This window comes from Halomonas sp. 72, from assembly GCF_052379785.1.
GTDB lineage: Bacteria > Pseudomonadota > Gammaproteobacteria > Pseudomonadales > Halomonadaceae > Vreelandella > Vreelandella citrativorans.
The window spans coordinates 1-6,493 of the sequence record NZ_JBQSYY010000036.1; the positions used below are offsets into that span (position 1 = coordinate 1).

Annotated in this window: 8 protein-coding genes; 3 read left to right on the forward strand and 5 right to left on the reverse strand. The window is 50.9% G+C overall.

Annotation, left to right across the window (positions count from 1 at the left end; translation table 11 throughout):
- Positions 1–253: 253 nt before the first annotated feature.
- Complete coding sequence (locus ACT3T6_RS17460) at positions 254–742, forward strand: TspO/MBR family protein (protein WP_193054181.1); 489 nt, start codon at positions 254–256, stop codon at positions 740–742.
- Between the two features lie 131 nt (positions 743–873).
- On the opposite strand, the gene ACT3T6_RS17465 is transcribed toward ACT3T6_RS17460, so the two are convergent.
- Both ACT3T6_RS17465 and ACT3T6_RS17470 read right to left on the reverse strand, forming a co-directional pair.
- Entirely contained in the window at positions 874–1,653 is a 780-nt protein-coding gene (locus ACT3T6_RS17465) for an aminoglycoside adenylyltransferase family protein (RefSeq protein WP_193054180.1), read from the reverse strand.
- 44 nt (positions 1,654–1,697) lie between these two features.
- The gene (locus ACT3T6_RS17470) at positions 1,698–2,252 is read right to left on the reverse strand and encodes a GNAT family N-acetyltransferase (protein WP_193054179.1); all 555 of its coding nucleotides are present in this window, start codon (positions 2,250–2,252) and stop codon (positions 1,698–1,700) included.
- Between the two features lie 341 nt (positions 2,253–2,593).
- Between ACT3T6_RS17470 and ACT3T6_RS17475 the strand changes: the two genes are divergently transcribed.
- A complete protein-coding gene (locus ACT3T6_RS17475) occupies positions 2,594–3,361 on the forward strand; it encodes an SDR family oxidoreductase (protein ID WP_193054178.1) in 768 nt (255 codons plus the stop codon).
- Between the two features lie 160 nt (positions 3,362–3,521).
- On the opposite strand, the gene ACT3T6_RS17480 is transcribed toward ACT3T6_RS17475, so the two are convergent.
- The 3 genes from ACT3T6_RS17480 to ACT3T6_RS17490 form a co-directional block, all read right to left on the reverse strand.
- Entirely contained in the window at positions 3,522–3,929 is a 408-nt protein-coding gene (locus ACT3T6_RS17480) for a VOC family protein (protein ID WP_193054177.1), read from the reverse strand.
- Positions 3,930–4,015: 86 nt separating this feature from the next.
- On the reverse strand, positions 4,016–4,441 hold the full coding sequence (locus tag ACT3T6_RS17485; protein WP_193054176.1) for an N-acetyltransferase: 426 nt from the start codon (positions 4,439–4,441) through the stop codon (positions 4,016–4,018).
- A 139-nt stretch (positions 4,442–4,580) separates the two neighbouring features.
- On the reverse strand, positions 4,581–5,015 hold the full coding sequence (locus ACT3T6_RS17490) for a GNAT family N-acetyltransferase (protein ID WP_193054175.1): 435 nt from the start codon (positions 5,013–5,015) through the stop codon (positions 4,581–4,583).
- A 175-nt stretch (positions 5,016–5,190) separates the two neighbouring features.
- On the opposite strand from ACT3T6_RS17490, the gene ACT3T6_RS17495 reads away from it, so the two are divergent.
- Entirely contained in the window at positions 5,191–6,234 is a 1,044-nt protein-coding gene (locus ACT3T6_RS17495) for an IS110 family transposase (RefSeq protein WP_193054174.1), read from the forward strand.
- Positions 6,235–6,493: the final 259 nt, after the last annotated feature.

Consider the following 6,493-nt stretch of genomic DNA (forward strand, 5'->3'; position numbering starts at 1 on the left):
ACGAGTGATGTTCAACATACGGCGAGGCCGGTCGGTGATGGCCCTATCGTTGCTTACACCAAACTGTTCGAGTTCAAGTAACAGCGTTTGTAGCGATTCAGTCACGTTGCACTCCCTTTGTTTAATGCCGCCTTATCTAGCTCGCCTGCCACGCTTCAACCATGCTTCATTCTTTCTCAACCGCCGCCGTGGCCGACCCCATCGCGTTACACTACGCTTGAAGTGATTTTCATACTTTACAGCAGAGGCTCATGTGCGTGCACTTTCCCGCAAAAAACAGATTCTGGGCCTGATTGGCTGGCTGGCACTGGCCTATATTGCTGCCGCCATCGGATCGGTGGCCTCCATCAACGCGGCCTCTTTCTACGCAGAGCTTGTGCAACCGCCCTGGGCACCGCCCGCCTGGCTATTTGGGCCGATGTGGACGACGCTTTACGGCCTTATGGGCATTGCCGCCTGGCTTGCTTGGCGTGAACCCGACGCCCAGCCCGCGCTTGTCGTGTTCGCCATACAGCTGGCGCTCAACGCCTTATGGAGCTGGCTCTTCTTCGCCTGGCAACTGGGCGCTCTCGCCTTTATCGGCGTGGCCGCGCTTTGGGTACTGATTTTGATGACGCTGGTGATGTTCTGGCGACTCAAGCCGTTGGCGGGTCTACTGCTGGTGCCTTACCTCGCTTGGGTGAGCCTGGCCTGCGCGCTCACCTGGAGCGTGTGGCAGCTTAACCCGCAAGTGTTGGGGTAATGGAAGCGGCGGAGTCGCTTGTCCCAGCAGGGCTGAAGTCACTCTTAGTCTCAACGGCACGACAACAGGTACAGTCACCCGCACGGACTCCATCCAACGCCACTTGGGCAAAAAGGCATGTGAGGATTGTTTTACGGGGTATCAAGGCACCCCTCAATCGATTTTTTCAAATAAGAGGCAAGCGCTGCAACGTCCTCATTCTTATCCTGCCATCTATCCTCAATTATCCCCAGATAACCTTCCCGAGCATATTTCAATAGCCTTGCATGATCAGGAGGTGCTTGCCCTTCCGCCCACTCTGCCGCTGTATCTTTGGGAACAATATCGCCAATGGCCGCTGTCCGCCACATGCGTGCCAAGGTTAAAACCACGTTACGCTCATCGCCCGCAGCGTCGGCCAGAAGAGTGGGCAAGGAGTGACACATTGCCCGTCTAATATCAGACATGGGCACAGGCTCAAAAACCTCAGCGGCGCTTCTTCCGTACAGCGAAAGACTGTTATCCCTTACCTTCTTCAGAACAATGGCAAGATCAGGATCACGGGCTGGTTCCGGAACACTGCCGGCCTCGAATTGCGCTCGCAACCACTCCCCGTAAACAAACTCAGCCCGAGGCGGAAACTGCCAAGGAACAACATCAGAAATTGTCACCACCGTCAGTTCTAACGGCCTGATGGCTTGAGAATTCCCAATCGCACCGGATACGTCCATCAACCGAGCAACCAGGGCTTTTCTTTGCCATAAGCCAGGAGGCCTTGAGACGGCGACTAAAATATCTACATCACTTTCGTGCCTTAAACCGCCAACGACAGCAGAGCCGAAGAGATAAATACCGATGATCGAATCACCCAGGACGTCTTCTACGACTAATTGTGCCTGTATTGCTTCGTTTGTTATCTCTGGGATTGTCATATCCAGAATCTACTCTTGGTCTAACGTCCACAACATGCGTCTGGCTATGCAGGGCGATCACTTATCAGCCGCCCATACATTGCAGAGTCAGAGACGACGCCATTGACCTCCCAACGCTGTCTTAGAAGCCCTTCTTGAGAAAATCCAAGATTCTCTAGCGCTTTCGCAGAAGATTGATTGTCTGGGTCGATCTCTGCTTCAATTCTCCGAAGTCCCAATGAGCTGAACCCGTACTGAATCAACGCCTCTCCCGCCTCGCTTACATAGCCTTTACCCCAACAAGAACGGCCTAATCCAAAACCGATCTCGGCTCGTTTGGATTCCTTGTCGTAGCTAAATAGCATGCACTTTCCAGCTAACTCGCCTGTAGACTTCAGATACACACCAAGTACAAGTGACTCTTGACGCTGCATCGAATCGTGGCTGTCATTAATAAATTCAAGTGAATCCTGAATCGTTGCCCAAGGAGCAGTGTGCCAATACCGCATGACCTCAGGATCAGCAAAAATTTCCAGTAAACTATCCGCGTCATCTGTTACTAACGGTTTAATGGTCAATCGCTCGGTCTCAATCACCGGAAAAAATAGTTTTTGTGCCATTAATATCTCCATGCTTACACATAACAGCGATGATGCAGCTGCCTTGGTTAAGGGTCATTCCTCTTGTTTCCTCGGCTCTGTTGACGTTTCGACAATAAGATTTAGCCAAGCTCACAGCATAAAGGTTCCTACGCCAATAGATGGCGCGCTTGCCGTGCCCCGACTGACACCCACGGATGAACCCAGGGCGAAGCTGAAACCTATCCTGCTTCAACCATGGACTTAACACCATGAACGACCGAACATGGCGTTGGACGGAATAATTATTATAGAAAAGGCAGCCATGACTTCCTGGCGCACTCTACCTATCAGCTCAATTATAAATAGCGGGATTACCACGCATGAGACTCAAGCAACGTACAGCACTCATTACCGGCGGGGCCAGCGGCATCGGGCTGGCAACGGCTGAGCGTTTTCTTTCCGAAGGCGCGAGTGTGGCACTGCTAGACCAGGATAGCCTGGCACTCGCCAGGGAGTGCGCTAGGCTTGAGCGCGAAATTGGCCGTCCTGTCCTGGGCGTGGAAGCCGATGTCGCCGAGACGACCGCGATAAATCGCGCAGTCGCGGAAGTTGGCAACGCCTTGGACCGAATCGACATTGTGATCAATGCCGCTGGCGTCAATGTTTTCTCAGACCCGCTCGAAACCGATGAAGCCACATGGCGGCGTTGCCTATCGGTCAATCTGGAAGGCGCGTGGCGGGTCATTCAGGCTGCGCTACCTGGCATGCTGGCCCGCGAGTATGGCCATATCGTCAACATCGCTTCAGTTCACGGGCACAAGATTATTCCCGGCGCCTTTCCGTACCCGGTCGCCAAGCACGGCCTGATCGGCCTGACCCGCTCACTGGGCATCGAATATGCGGCGCGCGGCATCCGCGTCAACTCTATCTCACCCGGCCTAATCCGCACGCCGCCCGCTCAGGCCTGGCTGGACAGCTTAAGCGAAGCCGAACGCCAACACCAAGTCGATCTATTGCCGTGCCGACGCATCGGTGAGGCCGATGAAGTCGCCAACACGGCGCTGTTTCTAGCCAGCGACGAAGCACGCTTTATTAATGCCACCGACATTCTGGTTGATGGGGGGCGCAGCCAGGTTTACCACTCGTGACGCGATTGCTAACTGGCAACCTTCGGCGGTGATGGAAATGCTGCAAAGATAGCCACAATTACTACTGCTCGAAACTCGGGAATTGGTTACCGAGTTCGATTTATCGGGATTTTCTACTTATAGCCGCTTCAAATTCTCGAGGGAGTTACACGCCACCCCCCTAATTCGACAGATTGAGCTGCCAAGACACACCATACCTATCATTCAACCACCCAAACTTTTGGCTAAAACCGTAGTTATCCAACGGCATTAGCTCTGAGCCACCTTCGGCGAGGGCCCGAAATACTTTCTCTATTTCGCTCATTGATTCACACTCAACGTGCAATGACATAGAGGGTGTAAAGGTAAATGGGTGGTCAAGATGGCTGTCCAGCGCCATGAACTCGGTGCCATTTATCGTAAATCTAACCACCTTGGCAGAACCCTCTGGTTCATGCTCACCAGCTTCGTAGCGCTGAATATCAGTGATCTTTGAACCAGGAAATAGTGAGGTATAGAACCTGGTTGCTTCCTCGGCTTTCCCAGCTTTCTCCCCGACAAACATGAGCGAGGTTCTAATGGATTTCATCTATTCCTCCTTTCACGTTTATACGCATAACGCAAAGCACAGCGGCGCGAGTTTACGAACTTCTGGCGGCGCATTCCCACGCTTTGTCATGGGTGATACTCCATGATGAGTTCAGGGTGCCCGGTGTGCTCATCGATTTGCTCTCCAAGTAAAGTGAACTTGTGTTTCTCGTAGAACTTGATGCTCGAAGTATTTTCTTTGTAAACAGTGAGCTGTAACCGATTTCGCCTATTCTTAGCATCATCCAGCAAGGCTGAGCCTAACCCCTTCCCCTGTGAGCCAGGGACCACAAAGATCGCAGCAAGATTGTTCTCATACAAGCTATAGAACCCAACGACTTTTCCCTCAGCTTCATATACAAGCGTTTCCGATGCAGGGATGTATACATCACGCATCTCGCTAACCTTTGATTCCCAAAACGCAGATTCAATGAAGGTATGGGCCTTAATCGAGGCAGATAGCCAAATTGCCAAAATTTGGTCGATATCGTCTGCCCGATAATCGCGAATCATTTGGTTGCTCCCTAGAGTACTTGAAACGCCCTGTTAAGGTATGAGGCGTGCAATACCAATGCTAGCGCATAGCACCTTAACCACTAAAACCAACGCATAGAAAAGTGCCAAGCATGCTGAATTACGCTTAAATGCTTTGTTATGTGCGCACTATTTGGCATTGCATTTCAATTAGCTGATGTTCGCCCACCATCTCTACTTCTTTGGTGAACTCAAACCCAAACTTTTCGTAGTAACCTCTAAGATAACTATGAGCATGGATTTCAATAGAATTGACACCTATATTTTGCGCATATTGCATCATTGCCTGGATAACTTTTGAAGCGACTCCCATTCCTCGGCATTCCTCATTGACCGCTACCCTGGCCATAACAGAAGAGCCATCTTCTTTCACTGTTAGGCGAGCGGTAGCCATTGGCTCACCTTTTTCTGTTACTAATGCATGGAATGACTCCTCATCCAATCCATCAAGGTCTAACTCTACGGGGATCTGTTGTTCACGTGTAAACACCTGATAACGGATACCTTGAGCCAGATTGATCAGTTCAGAATCATTACCGATAGTTACTTCCATTATTACTTTCCCTCTAAGCACACAACACCGACAGCACGTGTGGCTCTGTAGTGGAGTCAAAGCCGCACGGAAAAACTGTCGCTGTGCATGACTTTGATACTCATTGAGCCTTCTCCCCCAGCTCAGCTGTTTGGCTAAGCTGAAAAGGCGACCAAACCCAACAGGAGAAGACTCAATGAATTTTTACAATAGCACTCATCGTCACTACTGTGGAATTGATCTGCATGCCCGTAGCCTGTATGTCTGCATCCTGGATCAGCAGGGCGAAACCCTTCTGCATAAAGAGATTCCAGCCAAACCAGAACCTCTGCTTCATCTGATCGAACCTTACCTGGACGATCTGGTCATCGGGGTTGAATGCATGCACTGCTGGTACTGGATCGCTGATTTCTGTGAAGACCAGGGCATTACTTTCATTCTCGGTCATGCCCTTTATATGAAGGCCATTCATGGCGGTAAAACCAAGAATGACCGCGTGGATTCTTACAAAATTGCGGCGCTTATTCGAGGCGGTAATTTTCCCCTCGCTTATGTCTACCCACGCAGCATGCGAGCTACCCGTGACCTGCTTCGCCGCCGAACTGGGCTCGTTCGCCACGGCGCTGATCTCAAAGCTCATGTTGTCAACACAACGAGTCAGTACAACCTGCCACCCAACAAGGTCAATTTAAAAAATGTCAGTGCCAGAGAACAATTGGGCAGAACCTTTGATGACCCGCTCGTTCAGCGCAATATCGATCTAGATATGGCCGTTTTAGAGTGCTACCACCGGGAACTAAGCCAGGTGGAATGGCTATTGGAAAAGCAGGCCAAAAAGCATCAGCCGACCTACTACCACTTATTAAAAACCATTCCCGGCGTTGGCCGTATTCTGGCCCTCACCATTCTGTATGAAGTGGGTGATATTCGACGTTTTGAATCTGTTCAGAAGTTTGCCTCCTATTCCCGACTGATCAAGTGCAAAGCCGAATCGGCCGGTAAGACCTATGGCACCCAGGGCAACAAGATTGGTAATGCCCATCTAAAGTGGGCTTTTTCTGAGGCTGCGGTGCTTTATCTGCGCGGCAATCCAGGTGCACAAAAACTGTTGCAACGCTTCCAGAAACGCATGGGTAAAGCCAAAGCCTTATCGGCCCTGGCCCACAAGTGGGGGCGTGCAGTCTATTTCATGTTAAAGAACGAAAAGGTGTTTGATGAACAACGCTTTTTAAGGAGTTAGTCACGCAGCAGGATGATGATCAACGTCTAACTGGATCATCATGGAGTGTGCTGAAACAGGGTGTCTGCTGACTGATCTTGAGATCTGAAACCCGACTTCTACACCCAACTCGAAGCCCGTCGCTTTGATTATCCATCCTGCTGGCGTGCATCAGCACCCTGAGCGAGTGGGCTTACACCGGCGCTGAACCTGAAACTAACTGGGACTGTAAAGTAACCCGCTTTTTGAATAGGACAGATGCTGGTTAACCGATGAATGT